This is a genomic window from Arthrobacter sp. 01L42, assembly GCF_056400005.1.
Genome location: NZ_JBFTSL010000019.1, coordinates 1 through 15601 on the forward strand (window position 1 = coordinate 1; position 15601 = coordinate 15601).

The 15601-nt window shown below is 64.7% G+C and carries 14 protein-coding genes and 1 pseudogene; 12 read left to right on the forward strand and 3 right to left on the reverse strand.

The window, feature by feature from the left end; translation table 11 throughout:
* Both AC1DN2_RS16515 and AC1DN2_RS16520 read left to right on the forward strand, forming a co-directional pair.
* On the forward strand, positions 1-117 hold a 117-nt coding region (locus AC1DN2_RS16515), incomplete at its 5' end, for a transposase (RefSeq protein ID WP_476851258.1).
* Between the two features lie 675 nt (positions 118-792).
* Positions 793-1209, forward strand: a complete 417-nt coding sequence (locus tag AC1DN2_RS16520; RefSeq protein ID WP_476851198.1) for an IS110 family transposase — start codon at positions 793-795, stop codon at positions 1207-1209.
* Between the two features lie 306 nt (positions 1210-1515).
* On the opposite strand, the gene AC1DN2_RS16525 is transcribed toward AC1DN2_RS16520, so the two are convergent.
* On the reverse strand, positions 1516-2991 hold the full coding sequence (locus tag AC1DN2_RS16525) for a tyrosine-protein kinase domain-containing protein (RefSeq protein WP_476851199.1): 1476 nt from the start codon (positions 2989-2991) through the stop codon (positions 1516-1518).
* A 251-nt stretch (positions 2992-3242) separates the two neighbouring features.
* The gene (locus tag AC1DN2_RS16530) at positions 3243-3707 is read right to left on the reverse strand and encodes an Lrp/AsnC family transcriptional regulator (protein WP_018775126.1); all 465 of its coding nucleotides are present in this window, start codon (positions 3705-3707) and stop codon (positions 3243-3245) included.
* Between the two features lie 159 nt (positions 3708-3866).
* Between AC1DN2_RS16530 and pdhA the strand changes: the two genes are divergently transcribed.
* The 6 genes and pseudogenes from pdhA to AC1DN2_RS16560 form a co-directional block, all read left to right on the forward strand.
* Complete coding sequence (pdhA, locus tag AC1DN2_RS16535) at positions 3867-5090, forward strand: pyruvate dehydrogenase (acetyl-transferring) E1 component subunit alpha (protein WP_476851200.1); 1224 nt, start codon at positions 3867-3869, stop codon at positions 5088-5090.
* Positions 5087-6199 (forward strand): alpha-ketoacid dehydrogenase subunit beta, encoded by a 1113-nt coding sequence (locus tag AC1DN2_RS16540; protein ID WP_476851201.1) that lies wholly within the window; start codon positions 5087-5089, stop codon positions 6197-6199. The genes pdhA and AC1DN2_RS16540 overlap by 4 nt, the downstream gene beginning before the upstream one ends.
* Before the next feature lie 2 nt (positions 6200-6201).
* Positions 6202-7719 carry a dihydrolipoamide acetyltransferase family protein gene (locus AC1DN2_RS16545; protein ID WP_476851202.1) on the forward strand — a complete coding sequence of 506 codons (1518 nt, stop codon included), beginning with the start codon at positions 6202-6204 and terminating at the stop codon, positions 7717-7719.
* 401 nt (positions 7720-8120) lie between these two features.
* A complete protein-coding gene (locus tag AC1DN2_RS16550; RefSeq protein ID WP_476851203.1) occupies positions 8121-8609 on the forward strand; it encodes a transposase family protein in 489 nt (162 codons plus the stop codon).
* A 177-nt stretch (positions 8610-8786) separates the two neighbouring features.
* The gene (locus AC1DN2_RS16555; protein ID WP_476851204.1) at positions 8787-9833 is read left to right on the forward strand and encodes an acyltransferase family protein; all 1047 of its coding nucleotides are present in this window, start codon (positions 8787-8789) and stop codon (positions 9831-9833) included.
* 527 nt (positions 9834-10360) lie between these two features.
* Positions 10361-10646 (forward strand): annotated as a pseudogene (locus AC1DN2_RS16560) (2-oxo acid dehydrogenase subunit E2); the annotation flags it as partial.
* A gap of 360 nt (positions 10647-11006) precedes the next feature.
* Here the strand turns inward: AC1DN2_RS16560 and AC1DN2_RS16565 are convergent.
* Positions 11007-11639 (reverse strand): TMEM175 family protein, encoded by a 633-nt coding sequence (locus AC1DN2_RS16565; RefSeq protein ID WP_476851205.1) that lies wholly within the window; start codon positions 11637-11639, stop codon positions 11007-11009.
* Positions 11640-11861: 222 nt separating this feature from the next.
* On the opposite strand from AC1DN2_RS16565, the gene AC1DN2_RS16570 reads away from it, so the two are divergent.
* From AC1DN2_RS16570 to AC1DN2_RS16585, 4 genes are all read left to right on the forward strand, one after another.
* Positions 11862-12677 carry an MBL fold metallo-hydrolase gene (locus AC1DN2_RS16570; protein ID WP_476851206.1) on the forward strand — a complete coding sequence of 272 codons (816 nt, stop codon included), beginning with the start codon at positions 11862-11864 and terminating at the stop codon, positions 12675-12677.
* Positions 12678-13230: 553 nt separating this feature from the next.
* Entirely contained in the window at positions 13231-13374 is a 144-nt protein-coding gene (locus AC1DN2_RS16575; RefSeq protein ID WP_476851207.1) for a hypothetical protein, read from the forward strand.
* 145 nt (positions 13375-13519) lie between these two features.
* Positions 13520-14794, forward strand: a complete 1275-nt coding sequence (locus AC1DN2_RS16580) for a MinD/ParA family ATP-binding protein (protein ID WP_476851208.1) — start codon at positions 13520-13522, stop codon at positions 14792-14794.
* A 36-nt stretch (positions 14795-14830) separates the two neighbouring features.
* Positions 14831-15568 carry a GAF and ANTAR domain-containing protein gene (locus tag AC1DN2_RS16585; protein ID WP_476851209.1) on the forward strand — a complete coding sequence of 246 codons (738 nt, stop codon included), beginning with the start codon at positions 14831-14833 and terminating at the stop codon, positions 15566-15568.
* The last annotated feature ends 33 nt before the right edge of the window (positions 15569-15601 follow it).

A 15601-nucleotide genomic window follows, 5' to 3' on the forward strand; every position in this document is an offset into this window, starting at 1 on the left:
GTCGAAGCCAACAACACCGGAATCAAGCACATCAAACGAACCGCCCGCGGCTACCGCAACCCAGTGAACTACAAATCGATTATTCTCATGAGAAGTGCCGTCCGGACGGCGGCATGACACTCATCCGGGAATCAATTTCCCCATGAACCTTGAAGAGCCGGTTAACCCAGTCCTTGTCGATGCCGCGGCCTTCGCGGACCTGGACGGATCAACTTGTAGCGTGGTGTGTCCTTCAAATGAAGGGGTTCGTAGCCCTGCGGGCAAAGGTGTGTCGTGACACCTATTGCTGAGCGAGGATAATGAGCCTTGTTACAGATTGCGCAGACATGCGATGCCGCGTCGATTCTGTTCAATTTGGAGGGGCACCTTGTGCTCTCCGCCGAGCGTGCCGGCGACGGCCGGATGTGCTTGTCGAGCAGGGAGGGGCCCGCCCTGACTGCGGCGTGTTGTCGGCCCGGATCCAGGCCCGTCCGTCCGTGATCGGGATGTCCGTGCGGCGGAGAGCCCGTGGAAGCTATGGTCCTGAAGCGGCGGCTGGCGCGTCTGGAACGCAATGCCCGCTGCGGCCCTTCGTGCAGACCACCGATGAGGTTCCGTTGCATTCCGGTCTGACAAGCTGGCTGGTGGCTGGCGTTGTCACAGACCTGTCCGCGCAGCTTCCTGCCTTCTCTCGGATTGGCGCCGCCTCGGGTGTGTGATGGACGACCGCCATGGGCGGTCTGGACCGGCGCCTGGTATGGAAATTGGGCGTGGACGAGCATCGCTTCCGGTGGGTCCGGTAGCCGAAAAACGATGCCGGCAGAGTCACCCGAGTGGAACCTTGGTCGATCGGGACACCGGGGCGATCCTGGGCATTGTGGTCTTTCCCGGAAGCAGGTGCTCGGTGCCTGCACGGCAACCGAGCCCTTGCCCACCACGGCAACTGCCATCGGCCGGGCCGTTGCCTGGATGAATCGGGAAACGCACGGGAACGTGCCCGCCGCGATTGAGGGGACCTCCTCCTACGCCGCCAGGCTGAGCCGTGCCCTGAGGACGGCCGGTATCCCCGTGGCGGAGGTGAAGCCACCGCACCGGCAGGTCCGTGCCGCCGTCGGCAAGTCCGATCCGATAGATGCATGGGAGGCCGCCCGGCAGGTTCTGCACAGGGACGTGGATCGTCTCGCAGTGTCCGCGCCGACGGGCTCCGGGCCGCCCTTCGCGTACTGTTGACCGACCGCAGGGGACTGGCTATCGGCGCACCCCAGACCGCAACGCGCTGGTACGTACCACCGACCTCGGCGCGTTACCCCCAAGGCCCTGACCCTCACCGGTGCCCAGGCCACGATGATCGCCGGCCGGGCAGAGCGCGCCTCCGCAGCGGTAGACCGGCAGATCGCCCGACAGGAAGCCACCCCGGGCTTGCAGCCGCGGTCAAGGCCGCCCATCTGGAAATCCCGATCTGCCCGCATCGTGCCGTCCGTCGGTTGCCAACGGGGATTAATGGACCAGTTGCCACGATGAAGGTGCTGCTTCTAACTATTTGCTGCTGAGTTCAGACTTCGGAAAATGAGTCGGAGGGCGGTGCTGCTCTTCGACGGTGGGCTGTCGCGGCGCCCACCTCCCTTCGAGGCCATATTCGCTGGACTCACCTGCACTAGATTGATCAACCTCGTTGGAGGTCTTGGAGGTAGCCCGAGGGGAATCGTCGGCTTGCTTGTAATAGCCGTACGAATATGAGTCTGGCCCCTTCGCCGGAAGCCTGTTAAGCACAACGCCGAGAACTTTGGCACCCACCAAACGAAGAGCATCCAACGATTTTTCAAGATCGTGGTGCTTCACCTTTTGCGTTCCAACAACTACTACGACGCCCCCAACGTGTTGAGAAAGGACAGCTGCGTCAGTGACGGGGAGAAGCGGCGGGGCATCTATCACGACGGTGTCAAACGCTTCCTCAAGCCGTGAGATTAGGTTCCGCATTTCATTGGATCCCAATAGTTCGCTCGGATTAGGTGGGATCTGCCCGGTCGTCAGGACGAAGAGACTATCTTCACCCCAGGGCTGCAGTAGATCGTTGACGTCTATTTCTCCCAATAGAGCAGTCGTGAGCCCGGCGCTGCGATCCAAACCCAGATATTCGTTGACCATGGGGCGACGTAGGTSAGCATCGATCAGGCAGACTGTTTGGCCGGTTTGTGCCAACGCGATGGAAAGGTTCGTCGCAGTGGTGCTCTTTCCCTCACCCGGAAGTGACGACGTAACAAGAACTGTTCGCGCATGTCCTGACACGTTGGCGAACTGAAGGTTGGTTCGAAGTTGGCGAAAGGACTCGGCTCGAGGGCTTTGAGTCTCCCTCTGCGTAAGCAGGGGCTTCCTGACAGCGTCTTGATCGAATGATATGGCTCCGAGGACTGGGGCATCGGTCACGCGTCGAAGATCTGCTTCTCCTCGGATCCGACTATCCAAGGTCGATCGCAACATGGCGCCGCCGAGGCCAAGGCCTAGTCCTAAGATTCCAGCTATCAGCAAATTAACGCGAGTGTTTGGGCCTGAAGGTGCAGAGGGAGCGATCGCTGGTTTGATTACCGACAGTTTGACAGGCGAGGTTCCACCAGTCTGAGGTTTCTCTAAGTTGTCAACTGCCAGGATCAAGCTGTTAGCAACAGCTTGTGCTATCCCGGCTGCTTGAACGGCGGAGAAATCGGTGACGGTGATGTTGATGAGGACGGTGTTCAATTCGGTCGTGGCCTGAACCTTGCTCGCCAATTCTTGTGCGGTCACGGAAAGACCTAGGGCGTCGATAGCAGGTTGCAAAACAGCCGGGGAACTGACCGTCTTGACGTACGATTGGACTCTTGCTTGGCTGAAATTATTGCCTTGCTGAAGTTCCTGAACGGAGCCAGAGCTCTGGATGGCCACGAACAATTGAGTCTCTGCCGTGTACGTTGGCTTGGCCAACGCCGAGGCGGCGCCCCCTGCTAGCAGGCCCGCCAAAGCCGTGGCAATGATTAACATCCAGTTACGCCGAAGGATGCGCATGTAGTCGCGTAGGTCCAAGCCGGGGTCCCCCTGGGTCGATTGCAGCGGGCCGAAATGCGACAAGCCCCCAACACTGCTATTTTAATGCGGTCTGGCCAATCATACCCGGCTGGCGGAGCTCCTGATTCCGGATGCCGGTGTGGTGGGAATCAGTCAATAGCGACCGCGATCACCCAGATGGCAGCTGCGTCGAGCGGCCGGGGCATGCCGCGGTCGGAGTGGATCCACTAGCGCGTGTCCACGTCCTCAAACACCAGGAACGTCTGCGTATCCAGCACCCCGGGCATGGACTGCAGCTGGTCGAAGATCACCCGGCGAAGGTCGATGTTGTCCACGGCGCGCACCAGCAGGATGACATCGAAGTCCCCGCCGACCAGAGCGATGTGATGGACCTCGGGGATCGCGCGCAGGAGTTCGCGCAACTCGCGCCAGGAATGCTGGCGCACTTTCAGCGTGACGTAGGCAGAAGACTTCAGGCCGGCTTTGATGGGATCCACCAGGGCGGTGAACTTGGTCAGGACGCCTTCGCCCGTGAGCCGGGCGATCCGGGTGTAGGCGTGGGCGCGGGAAATGTGGACGTTCTCGGCCACCTGTGTCACCGACATCCGGCCGTCCCGGGTCAGCTCCGCGATGATGTTCCGGTCCACATCGTCCAGCGGTACCGCCACCTGCTCTGATTCGAGCTCTGCCATTCGTCTACGACTCCCGCCGGTAATCCAGCTCACACTTACGATTTGTCTTCCAGATTAGGGCAAATTTGTGGACATCTCCACGATTTGCCGCGGGGCTGGATACGAAACATCGGCTGGAGGCATACTGGGAAAGATTAGTGGCTACAGAAGGACGGACCAATGACGATCTCCGCAGACCACGCTGCGCAGCCAGCTGCGCAGCAGGCCGCGCAACAAGATCCAGCCGGTGATGCCGTGAGCAAGTTCGGTATCACCGTTGAGGACTACATGCTGCCCGCACGCCACCAGATCCAGATGGTGGGCCCGGACGGAACCCTGAATCCCCACACGGAACAGGGCACCCAGCCGGGGCACGAGTACAGCCTGCCCAGCGAGACCGAACTGATGGCCGCCTACGAGCAGCTCGTCGTCGGCCGCCGGGTCAATGACCAGAACTCCGCGCTGGTCCGGCAGGGCCGCATGGCCGTCTACCCCTCCAGCCACGGCCAGGAGGCGTGCCAGGTCGCCGCCGCACTGTGCCTTGCCGAGGGTGACTGGCTGTTCCCCACCTACCGCGACTCGGTGGCCGTCATGGCCCGCGGCGTGGATCCCGTCCAGACGATGACGCTGTTCCGCGGCGACTGGCACGGCGGCTACGACCCCGCCAAGAACAAGGTCGGCATCCAGTGCACCCCGCTGACCACCCAGCTGCTGCACGGCGTCGGCGTGGCCCACGCCGCCAAGCTGCGCGGCGAGGACACCGTGGTCCTGGCCATGTGCGGCGACGGCGCCACGAGCGAAGGCGACTTCCACGAGGCCCTGAACTTCGCCGCCGTCTTCCACTTGCCCGTGGTCTTCTTCGTCCAGAACAACCAGTACGCGATCTCCGTCCCGCTCGCGCACCAGTCCGTTGCGCCCTCGCTCGCCCACAAGGCCGTGGGCTACGGCATGGCCGGCGAACGCGTTGACGGCAACGACATCGTGGCCCTGCTCGCCGTCCTCGGCCGGGCCGTCAAGCTCGCCCGGGAAGGTTCCGGCCCGCTGCTCGTGGAGGCACACACCTACCGGATGCAGGCGCACACCAACGCCGACGACGCCACCCGCTACCGGCAGGACAGCGAAGTCGCCGAATGGGTGGCCAAGGACCCGCTGAGCCGGATGCAGACCTACCTGACGGACCGCGGCCTGCTGGACGATGACCGCGCCGCCAGGATCACCGAAAAGGCGGAGGCGGTAGCCACGCAGTTGCGCGAAGGCCTCAGCGAAGAGGTCCCGGTGGAACCGCAGGACCTCTTCAAATACGTCTTCTCCACCCCCACCCCGCAGCTGAAGGAACAGTCCGCCATGCTCGCCGACGAACTGGCCCGCGACGCCGCATCCACCGCAACGGAGGCCGGCAAATGAGCCCCACCATCACCACGTCCTCCGAGGCGAACGGCAACGTCAGCGCCGCCACGGCGCGCGCCGCCGCGAAGGCTGCTGTTGAGGCCGAAAAGACCGGGCCGCAGACCATCACCCTGGCCAAGGCCCTGAACACCGCGATGGCGGACGCCATGCACGCGGACCCCTCGGTCCTGGTCTTCGGCGAGGACGTCGGCATGCTCGGCGGCGTCTTCCGCATCACGGACGGTCTCACCAAGACCTTCGGCAAGAGCCGCTGCTTCGACACCCCGCTGGCCGAATCCGGGATCGTCGGCATGGCCGTCGGCATGGCGATGAACGGCATGCGCCCGGTCATCGAGATGCAGTTCGACGCGTTCGCCTACCCGGCCTTCGAACAGATCGTCAGCCACGTCGCCAAAATGCACAACCGCACCAAGGGGGCCGTTAAGCTGCCCATGGTCATCCGGGTCCCGTACGCCGGCGGCATCGGGGGAGTGGAGCACCACTGCGACTCCTCCGAGGCCTACTACGCGCACACCGCCGGCCTGAAGGTCTTCACCCCGGCCACCGTGGCCGACGGCTACCGGATGCTCCGCGAAGCCATCGACTCCGACGACCCCGTCATGTTCATGGAGCCCAAGAAGCTCTACTGGTCCAAGGACCAGGTGGACCTGGACGCGCTGCGCGCCGAGCACGCCGCGAACACCGAGCGCGGCACCTCCTCCGAGGGCCGGGCCGCCGTCGCCCGCCCCGGCACCGACGCCACGCTGATCGCCTACGGTCCGTCCGTCCCGACGGCGCTCGCCGCCGCGGCCGCCGCCGCCGAGGAAGGCCGCTCGCTCGAAGTGATCGACGTCCGCTCGATCGTGCCGTTCGACGACGAGACCGTCTGCGCCTCGGTCCGCAAGACCGGCCGCGCCGTGGTCATCGCCGAGGCCCACGGCTTCGCGTCCGTGGCCTCCGAAATCGTCGCCCGGGTCCAGGAACGCTGCTTCCACCACCTGGCCGCACCGATCCGCCGCGTCACCGGCTTCGACGTGCCCTACCCGGCGCCGAAGCTCGAGCACTACTACCTGCCCGGCGTGGACCGCATCCTCGACGCCGTTGACGACCTCCAGTGGGAAGACTGACCATGAGCGAACCGAAAGTATTCCTCCTGCCGGACCTCGGCGAAGGCCTCACCGAAGCCGAGCTCGTGAACTGGCTCGTGGCCGTGGGCGACGAGATCCGCGTCGATCAGCCGATCGCCGAGGTGGAGACCGCCAAGTCCATGGTGGAGGTGCCCTCGCCGTACGCCGGCACCGTGGCCGTGCTGCACGGCGAACCCGGCCAGACGCTCGACGTCGGCAAGCCGCTGATCTCTGTGATGCCGGTTGGTGCCGCCACAGCCAATGCCGCCCCCGCCCCTTCGCCGGAGAGCATTCGTCCTGCGGACGATGCTGCCGGCTCCGACAGGCCCGATGCCACTCCCGGGGCGGCATTGCCTGCGTCGGCTGTTGTCCTTGCTGACTCGCCTGCTGCGGTTGCCGCGGAGGCGTACCGCGAGGAGGAGAAGGCTGGGTCCGGGAATGTCTTGATCGGTTACGGGACGCCGGGCGGGCATGGGGTTGCCCGCCGGACCCGGGCTCCCAAGCGGGCCGGGATGGCTGACGCTGTCAGCGGGGTATCTGCTGCCGAGAAGGCTGCCGATGACCTGGTGCTGATGAGCACCCGGGTTCCCGGGAAGCTGGGGGCGGTTATTTCTCCGCTGGTTCGCCGGATGGCGCGCGATCATGGGGTTGATTTGGGGGAACTCCAAGGGTCGGGGGCCAGCGGGCTCATCATGCGGCGCGATGTCGAGGCCGTCATCAAGCCGTCGCCGGTGGTTGAGCGCCCGGCGGCGGAGCCTGCAGCGCCGGCCGCGGCTTCCGGCACCGACGCGCGCACCGGGCTGGGCATTTCCGGGCGCACAGCGGTCCGGGGCGTGCGGAAGGCGGTCGCGGCGAACATGACGCGCAGCCGCTCCGAGATCCCGGAAGCCACGGTGTGGGTGGACGTGGACGCCACGGCGCTCGTGGAGATGCGTGCGGCGCTGAAGAAGACGGACCCGCACAACACCCCGGGCCTGCTGGCTTTCATCGCCCGGTTCGTCACGGCGGGGCTGAAGAAGTTCCCGGAGCTGAACACCAGGATCGTGACCACCGAGGATGCTGCGGGCGGGGCGATGCAGGAGATTGTGGCGTTCGACGGCGTCAACCTCGGTTTCGCGGCGCAGACCGACCGCGGACTGATGGTGCCCTCGGTGCGGAACGCGGACAAGCTCAGCGCCCGCGAACTGGACGCCGAGATCCGCCGCCTCACCGCCGTCGTGCGCGAAGGCAAGGCGACCCCGGCGGAACTGGGCAGCGGCACGTTCACGCTGAACAACTACGGTGTGTTCGGTGTGGACGGGTCCGCCGCGATCATCAACCACCCCGAAGTGGGGATCCTGGGCGTCGGGCGGATTATCGACAAGCCCTGGGTGGTCAGCGGCGAGCTCGCGGTCCGCAAGGTCACCGAGCTGACCCTCACGTTCGACCACCGGGTGTGCGACGGCGGCGCGGCCGGCGGTTTCCTGCGCTATGTGGCTGACGCGATCGAGAACCCGGGGTCTGCGCTCGCGGACATGTGATCTGCAGTGGGGCCGGCACCAGCGTGTGTTGCTAACCGTGACGATCTACCGTAATGCTCGTATGACTCCTGCCGGTAGAGGCATCCTTGTGCAGCATGTTCTTGAGGGCCGGTCAGTGGCCCATATGGCCAAGGACATGGGGATGTCGCGCACCTGCGCCGTCCGCAAGGTCAAACGCTATGTCGAAGACGCGTGAGCCGGGATGGAAGACGGTCTCCACGTCCGAATTAATGCTTGAACGCCACCTTCGGGGGAGACGGTTGACGCGATCATTGCTGCGCATGAGAAGTACAGCGAATGCCCGGTCGAGTGCGGATAACGTGCCAGGTCCCGCCCGCGGGGTCTCCCCGACCAACGCGACGGTCCTGGGGGAACCCCTGCACGTCGATGTGAAGAAGCGCGTGAAAATCCCCCCGAGGGGACGGCGTGTCCACGGCCGCAGCGAAGCCGTAAAAGGCCGCGGCATCGGCTTCGGACACGTCCATGTCGTTGTTGATGACCACTCCCAACTGGCTTATGTCGAAGTCGTCCCGGACGAGAAGGGCCCGTCCTGCGCCGGGTTCTTGGCCAACGCCGCGGTACTCATGGCCTCGAGCAGGGCACCTGCGCAAGAGCTCAAGATCGACAAGACGCCGACCTACGTCCGATCCGTGGACGTTGCCAAAGCCGCCGCGGATCTTAGTGGCAGAAACCGACGCACGAAATCGCGCAGCCGGTGGCTGAACGGCAAGGTCGAGCAGTTCAACCGCACACTGCATGAATCCTGGGCCTTACAAAGAATGCCTACGACTTCAGCGACCACCGGGCTCGAGCCCTGCGCAGCTGGGCAGACTTTTACAACCTCCGAAGAAATCACAGCGCTTAGGTCGACCACCCATCAGCCGATTTAACCAACTTGGTGGCTGAGTGCACCCATCTCCGTCAAATGTGTGGTGGCCCTCGGGCCGCCTTCCGGGGGCCAAGTAAAGAGCCGCCGTGGCGAGGTTGGTCATTCGGAGGCGCACCTTCCGCCCCGAAGCTGCCATTAGACTTGCAGGATTCATGTCGTGCAACATTCTGGGGGAACTATGGACACGATTAGCGGTCGCTTAGACCCACGGAACAATGCTCTTAACTTCTTGCGGCTGGTATTGGCGGCGCTAGTAATTGTGTCCCACGCAGCCCCCATCGGCGGTTATGGTGAAGCTCTCCGCTTCGGAGGCGTGCAGTTTGGAACCCTAGCGGTCGGCGGGTTCTTTGGGATCAGCGGATATCTGATTACGAGAAGCGGGGTAAATAGTGCGCTCCTGCCATACCTTTGGCGAAGGTTTCTACGAATTTTCCCCGGATACTGGGGCTGCTTGATTGTTGTTGGGCTGGGGTTCTCTGCCCTGGCAGGGGTTTCCCGAGGAGGGTGGTCTCCTGCCATTGGCATGGAGTACGTTCTTTCTAACGTGACGATGGTCTTCGTTGGCGATCCGCTGTCCGGGACTCTCGTTGGAGCTCCGTTCCCCGCGACGTGGAACGGGTCCTTGTGGACACTTCGGTACGAGTTGCTCTGCTATATCGCCGTCGGTTTCGCGTTGCTAATTCCGCGGATTCGCCGGATACGTCTGGTTGTACCCCTCGCGTTCGCCGCTCTGACTGCTGTCAGCGTGTGCGTACAGTTCTTTGGTGGTCCCCTGGCCGTTAGGGATATTGCTTTGCTGGTCCCGTTTTTCCTCGCTGGCGCGACCCTCTACCGTTGTTCGCACCGTATTCTTATCAATTGGAAGCTCGCATCTGGTGCCGCGGCCTTGCTGCTGGTGGTCATGATGTTCGGTTTCGGAAAGAGCCTTGCGGCCCTCCCTGTCGCCTATCTTTGCATCTGGATGGGAGTCGTCCTGCCACCGTCCTTCAGGCGAATCGGGTCACGCAACGACCTGTCTTATGGCATGTACCTTTACGGCTTCCCGGCCCAGCAGATGCTGGTCCTTGCAGGCGCTCACCATTTGGGGCTGCTGGCCTTCATGGTCTTGGGGCTTGCAGCATCGGTCCCGTTGGCGGCTGCAAGCTGGATCTTGATCGAGCGCCCGGCGATGCGGCTCAAAGACCTGGCAGGTATCGCCAAGTCCAAACTTTCCGTTCGGGCCTGACTCCGTCGCGCCACTAACGAGCGATGTTCCCTTCGGCGCAGCGAGGTGTCATGCTGACGCTTTACCGTATATGACCCCCGGAGAGCGGCTTCGATGAGCGCTCGGGTCCCGGCCGGCCCACGCATGGTTGCTTTGGCGAAGTTGCCGAGTATCTGAACGGTGCCGCGGAGCATGGTCTACGGGTAGAAGCCGGCGGGCGTGTTGCAATGTCCCGTTAGCCGTTTTGGAAGCGATCTGGCCTCCGGTCAACGGTGGCGGACGTCGCCGCCGGTCGTAAGGGCTTCAACGAGTTTGGCATCGACAAAGACGCGCAGACTAAGTCGGCTGTGCGCCGGGGGCCGGGGATGCTCAGGTGGAACGTATCCGCCATTGTCAGCGAGAACGGGCCGGCGCCGGACGTGAGCGAATCCATGGAATGGACCCGAAATCTCAAGGCGCGCCCGCACCTAAGAGGTGATCTTTGAGACTGGGCGAACAGACCGTTGGGCCGACAACGCGCGAGTCACTTGAACCCCAGGCTTCAGCCCAACGCGGGCAAGTTCAGCGCCCGCGAACTGAACGCCGAGATCCGCCGCCTCCCCGCCGTCGTGCGCGACGGCCGCGATGATCAACCACCCCGAGGTCGGGATCCTCGGTGTCGGGCGGATTATCGACAAGCCCTGGGTGGTCAGCGGCGAGCTCGCGGTCCGCAAGGTCACCGAGCTGACCCTCACGTTCGACCACCGGGTGTGCGACTGCGGCGCGGCCGGCGGCTTCCTGCGCTACGTCGCGGACGCGATCGAGAACCCGGGGTCTGCGCTCGCGGACATGTGAGCGGGAGAAGCCGGCACCGGAGAACTCCCGCCGGCGTCGACTTCGGATATCGAACAACTCGGGCACGCGGTCCGCCGAACCAAGCAAGTAGTCCGGTGGTGCGAAGACGAGTACTCTCCACTCTGTTTAAGAACGGTCCCAATCTCGCAGGCTTAGTCGCGTGGGTGAGATGCCGGCGCCGTTGGCGACGGCTTCGGGACTGAGTGGGGGAGACGAGATGAGCACTGGCTACAACATTCATGCGCGGGAGGAGAGGCGTGCCTCGAGGCGACGTGCCTGGCGATTCGCGCAGCTTTCCGGGCTCGCTGTCCTGGCGGCCACCACACTGACAGTTGTTTTCCTCGCTCTCTCGCGTCACTACTAGGTCCCCTCTCTGGTCCCAGCGCTTTTCTCCGCCTGTACGGAAAGCCACCGTGCCAGCCAAGACGCTGGTAGGAGCAGCAGCCACATGAACGGCGTGTGGGCGTTGAGGACGAACGCCGCGGGTATCGAGAGCAGGAAGACCAGCGCCACGGCAATCCGCGCATAAAAGATGCGGCGGTGGACGTGGGCGGCCATCTCGCGGTCCATCAGCCCCGCGTGCTTCGCGTAGCCCCAAATGGCCGCCAGCATCAGATAGACCGCGGCAATGTTGGCGGCGTACAAGACGCTGGGCCACGGGGTGGGGTCATCCCCGTAGTCGCTGAGGATCGACGTCGGACCCGGCAGCATGGCGATGAAGAACAAGAGGGCCAGATTTAGCCAGGCCAGGTTCGCATTGAATCGGCGGATGAGGGCAAAGTCGGAGTGGTGGGACATCCACGTCTTGGCGATGATGACAAAGGACAAGGCGTACGCCAGCAGCTGCGGCAGGGCAGCAACCAAGGCGTCGTCCACCTGGTCCGCGGGAAGTCCTTCAGGCAGTTTCAGGTCCAGGGCCAGGAGGGTCAGGGCGATGGCGAAGACGGCATCGCTGAAGAACACCATCCGCTCCAGGGACGTGCCGGATTTCAACGGGAGCCACCCCCATTCGTTCGGTGGAGCACCTGGCTCATCGAGGGAAGTAGCCCACAGGCTACACCCGTGACACTTGCGACGGCGACGGCTTCCGGATACATCCTGCCGGACTTGCACCGATGGGCATGCCCTCCGGGAATTGCCAGCCGGCGCGGGTAGAATCGAGGCCTGCACAGCGCACCAACAACGCCGGAAAAGCGTCGGAAATACGGAGATTCAATGTCACGATGGCTCGAAGTCGGTCCGGACAACTACGTACTGACAACTCAAGGTTCCCTGCTCAACACGGGTCTGGTGGTCGGCACCGAGCGCGCCATGGTGATCGACACCGGCGGCGGGCCCCTCCAGGGCCGCGAGATCCTGGCTGCCGTGCGGGAAAAAACCGGGCTGCCGCTCGTCGTGGTCAACACGCACGCCCACTATGACCACTTCTTCGGCAACGCCGTCTTCGCCAGTGACGGCGTCACGGAATTCTGGGCCCACGAGAACTGCGCTGCGGAGATCGAGGAGAACGGTGACGAGCAGCGCCGGCTGGTGGCCTCCGCGGAACCCGAAATGGCGGCCGGTCAGGGCCCCGACGCTGAGCTGGTGGTTCCGAACGCCATCGTGAAGGACCAGCCGGTTCTGGTGGATCTTGGCGGACAGACCGCCACCATGTTCTACCTGGGCCGTGGCCATACCGACGGCGACCTCTTGGTCGGCACCGCGAGCACCCTCTTCGCCGGCGACCTCGTTGAACAAGGTTCCCACCCGTCCTTCGAGGACTCATTCCCGGAAGACTGGGCCGATGCCCTCCGGCACCTCTCCGCGCTACGGCACCGCTACGAATTCCTGATTCCCGGCCATGGCGAACCGTGCTCGGACCAGTTCGTCAAGACCATGGCCAACACCATGACCACCGCGGTCCGGCAGGCGATCCAGGCCACCCGGGAAACCCCGGACGACGCAACCAAGGCCATCCCGATCCTGCCGTACGGCCCCGAACAGTCGCGCTGGTTCATCAAGCGCCTGCAGGACACGCGGGCCCACCGGTAGGATTTGCGGGTTCTGGCGCGCCGGTTGGCGAGGCTAGGCCCGCCGGTTGGACAACGCCGGTAGCCTGTGAGTAATCTCATCCCGGGCCCCTTTCCGTGGGCCCGCTCTCGCTAGCGACCTGCTAGTCCAGGGGATGGGGATCCCGGGGCCCGCGCCAATGGTGTCGCTGCTCTCAGGAGGTCTCACCTGTGACGTTGCCCGGCTATGTCTTTGCGCTGTGCATTTTGTTGGGGAGCCTCTTGATTCTCTCCGCCGTGTTCTACGTGCTGCTCCGCGCCCGGCGCCGCAGGCACGGGCTCACTTCCGTCACTCACCGCCAGGAGCCTTGACAGTGCCGTACATCGACATCAACCCCCACCGGTCCCGCCCCAAGTGGCGCGCCTACGTGGGCCTGGCGCTCCTGACGCTGGCCACCGGTTGCGTCGTTTTCGTGGCGCTTTCGTCTTTGTAGCTGAGTTTGCGCTGAGGGCTGCCGGCGGCGCAGCTGCCTCGATTTCCGAAATATTCCCTTGACGTGCCCTAACTGGCACAGCGTGCAGGTAGCATCGCCCACATGGGGGCAAACACGGGTGGGTACTACGCCAAGGATTCCAAGCGCGAGGCGCGGAGGAAGCGCCTGCGGGCGCTGGCATATGTGGGGCTGGGGGTTCTGGCCATCGCGACAGCTGTAGTGGTGGTGTTGGCGTTGCAGCGGTAATTCCGCAGCGCTAATTCCGTCAAGAAACGCGGGCGCGCCTTGCCCGCTGGTCCGCCACTGGGCACCTCTGGGCCTAGACTTGCTGTTTGGACGAATTCAAACAAGCAACGCAGCGGCCTGCGCTGAGAGTCCTAGGGGAATAAACATGTCCGAACCGGTGGACACCAAAACAGCCAACGACACGGTGGACGAAGAGCAGCCGGACCTCCGGCGCCGGCGTGACCGCCGCGGCGACGGCTCCGATGCCTGGACGGGAACCATGCCCATCATCACGCCCAACGAAGCGGACCTCCAACCGGTTCGTACCGCCCCCAGCAGTTCGTGGGCAGAAGCGGCCGCCGCGGCCGACGCGCCCGCGGCCCCCACACGCGCACCCGCCGGCGCGGCGGCGCCGTCGCCCGTGCCCGGGGCCCCCGAGGCCGCTCCTGCCGTGCCCGCCCAGCCCACCCGTTCCACCCGGTCGGCCAGCAAAGCGGCGGCCTTGGCCGACGGCCCGGTGCCTGACTTCATCAGTTCCCCGGGCCTCTTTGTCCGCGAGCAAAAGCCGCGGCCCATCGGCGGGTTCCGCGGCGCCCTTTACAAAATGACCGGGCTGAATCTGGGCCCGAGTGCCCGGCAGCGTGAGGAAGACGAGCTGGCCCGGCGCATCTCCCGCCAGCTCCAGGGCAGCTACAACACGGCCGTCCTGAGTCTCAAGGGCGGCATCGGCAAGACCTCCACCACGGTGGGAGTCGGGCTGACCCTGGCCGAGTTCCGTGGCGATCCGCCGTGCGCGATCGACGCCAACCCTGATTCCGGCGACCTCGTGGAGCGCGCCCTCGGCGAGGGGATCTACCAGCAGCAGAGCCCGCGCACCATCACCGACCTGCTCAAGAACATCGAGTCCGTCGATTCCCTCACCGCCCTGGCCCGCTACATGCACCATGCCGGCAGGCTGCACCTCATTGCCGGTGAACAGGACCCCGAGGTATCGGATTCTCTAACGGCCGAGGAATACCTGCGGATCCGCAAGCTCATCTCCGCCTACTACTCCGTGGCACTGATCGACTGCGGCACGGGCGTGACGCACAATGCCATGAGCGGCATCCTGCAATCGGCGGACAACCTGATCATCGCCGCCGGCTACGCGGTCAGCGGCGCCAAGCGGGCCCGCAGCACGCTTCACTGGCTGGCCAGCCACGGCTACGAGGACCTGGCCCGCAACGCCGTCGTGGTCATCACCGACAAGGACGAGGTGTCCACCCGGGTGGACAAGGACGCCATCGAGGAACACCTGTCCGGCATCTGCCGCCAGCTGATCGCGGTTCCGCACGACCGCGGGGTGGCCGACGGCGACCTCGTCACCCTTGATGTGCTTCGCCCCGAAACGCGGCGCGCGTACCGGGAGATCGCCGCGGCAATCGTCGACGGATACGTCTAAGCGGGACCCGTGCCGACCTCCGCGGTACATTTGAGCATGGCCAACAACTCACTCGGGGTCGACGCCGCCCGCCACCTCCAGGACCTGCTTCTGGGGACCGACAACGTCGAGGACTTCCTGGGCCGCCTCGCGGAGTTCTCGGCCGCCACGCTGAGCAGTACGACCGGCGCCGAGATTGAGTGCGGCGTGACCCTGCAGCGTCGGAAGCGGACCATGACGGTCGCGGGCAGCAGCCCGCGGGCGGTCACCCTGGACCGCATTGAGCAGACCCTCGGGAACGGCCCCTGCATCGAGGCGCTGCGGACCAGGTCCGTGGTCCTGCTGGCGGATGTCGACGCCGATCCCCGCTGGCCCGACTACCAGCGGCAACTTGCCGCCAACGGGTGCCGCAGCACCCTGGGCGTTCCGCTGGAAATCGGCGACGACGCCGCCGCGGCCCTGAACTTCTTCGGCGCGGACACCGGGCTGTTCACGGAGGACATCATTGCGGAGGCGGCCGGATTCGCCGACCTCGCCGGCCGCGCCCTCCGGCTGGCCCTGCGGCTCGGAACCTTCCAGTCCCGGGCCGAAGATCTGCAGGCGGCCATGGAACACCGCACGTCCATTGATCTTGCCTGCGGCGTGATCATGGCCCAGAACCGCTGCTCCCAGGACCAGGCAATGGCCATCCTCACCCGGGTCTCCAGCAACCGGAACCAAAAGCTCCGGGAAGTCGCGGCGGACGTGCTCCGGCACCTCACCAGCCAGGAAGTCCACACCCACTTCGACGCGTAGGACAGGGACGGCCGCGGCGCATGCCTAGGATGA

Bases quoted from the DNA above. Each gene is read 5' to 3' on its own strand.
- AC1DN2_RS16585 (WP_476851209.1), top strand. From the start codon at position 14,831: ATGGCCAACAACTCACTCGGGGTCGACGCCGCCCGCCACCTCCAGGAC.
- AC1DN2_RS16555 (WP_476851204.1), top strand. From the start codon at position 8,787: ATGGACACGATTAGCGGTCGCTTAGACCCACGGAACAATGCTCTTAAC.
- AC1DN2_RS16540 (WP_476851201.1), top strand. From the start codon at position 5,087: ATGAGCCCCACCATCACCACGTCCTCCGAGGCGAACGGCAACGTCAGC.
- pdhA (WP_476851200.1), top strand. From the start codon at position 3,867: ATGACGATCTCCGCAGACCACGCTGCGCAGCCAGCTGCGCAGCAGGCC.
- AC1DN2_RS16520 (WP_476851198.1), top strand. From the start codon at position 793: ATGCCGGCAGAGTCACCCGAGTGGAACCTTGGTCGATCGGGACACCGG.
- AC1DN2_RS16530 (WP_018775126.1), bottom strand. From the start codon at position 3,707: ATGGCAGAGCTCGAATCAGAGCAGGTGGCGGTACCGCTGGACGATGTG.
- AC1DN2_RS16570 (WP_476851206.1), top strand. From the start codon at position 11,862: ATGTCACGATGGCTCGAAGTCGGTCCGGACAACTACGTACTGACAACT.
- AC1DN2_RS16580 (WP_476851208.1), top strand. From the start codon at position 13,520: ATGTCCGAACCGGTGGACACCAAAACAGCCAACGACACGGTGGACGAA.
- AC1DN2_RS16575 (WP_476851207.1), top strand. From the start codon at position 13,231: ATGGGGGCAAACACGGGTGGGTACTACGCCAAGGATTCCAAGCGCGAG.
- AC1DN2_RS16545 (WP_476851202.1), top strand. From the start codon at position 6,202: ATGAGCGAACCGAAAGTATTCCTCCTGCCGGACCTCGGCGAAGGCCTC.